At 35.0% G+C, this 765-nt stretch carries 1 protein-coding gene and 1 pseudogene; both read right to left on the bottom strand.

From position 1 onward, the window contains the following. Window positions 1-121: 121 nt before the first annotated feature. Window positions 122-337: pseudogene (gene ssb, locus PVV60_RS10650) on the bottom strand (single-stranded DNA-binding protein); the annotation flags it as partial. A gap of 85 nt (window positions 338-422) precedes the next feature. Then, on the bottom strand, window positions 423-765 hold a 343-nt coding region (locus PVV60_RS10655; RefSeq protein ID WP_273724691.1), incomplete at its 5' end, for a DnaB-like helicase C-terminal domain-containing protein.

Genomic DNA, 765 nt, shown 5'->3' on the forward strand with positions numbered 1-765 from the left:
CTTATATAAAAAAGGGTCAAATGAATCACGTATAAAAATGTGGATTCCTAAGTGGATTCTTATAAAATAATTACAAACAAACTATTGACTTTATTTCGTTTTTTGATATTATATCGAATATACCTTTACTGAGATACTGAAGTGCTACTTTTGCTAAATGTGGATTAAAAACCACAATGGAATGCCATTCGGTTTTGTCTATTCTCTTATTGGTTGCCTTGTCTGTGTAGCTCTCAGACGTTGCCATTCGAAAATTGACCACCTCACCACCAGAAGGCATAGTTTTACTTTCTGGATTGGCACCTAAATAACCAATTAAAATCACTTTATTAAGCATGTTTGTAAGTTCCATTAAATGATGTAAAAATCATAACATGTTTTATGTGTTTTTACAATATTTTCAGTTAGCTAATAACAATTATTTAAAGTGTTACATTATGTGCTAAATCACTAAAGCGTGTAAAATCGGACTGAAAGGCAAGGGGAACGATTCCAGTCGGACCATGGCGTTGTTTTGCTATAATAACCTCGGCTTTACCCTTGGCTTGCTCCATTGCCTCTTGCCACTTTCTATACTCAGCAGTGCCTTCTTTGGGTTCTTCATTTTTGAGATAATATTCTTCACGATAAACAAACAACACAATGTCGGCATCTTGCTCAATTGAACCAGATTCACGTAAATCAGAGAGTTGTGGACGTTTATCGGTTCGGTTTTCTACTTGACGTGAAAGTTGTGACAAAGCAATGATGGGAATATTGAGTTCT

Origin of the sequence: Bartonella sp. AU18XJBT, from assembly GCF_028618595.1 — a bacterium.
GTDB lineage: Bacteria > Pseudomonadota > Alphaproteobacteria > Rhizobiales > Rhizobiaceae > Bartonella.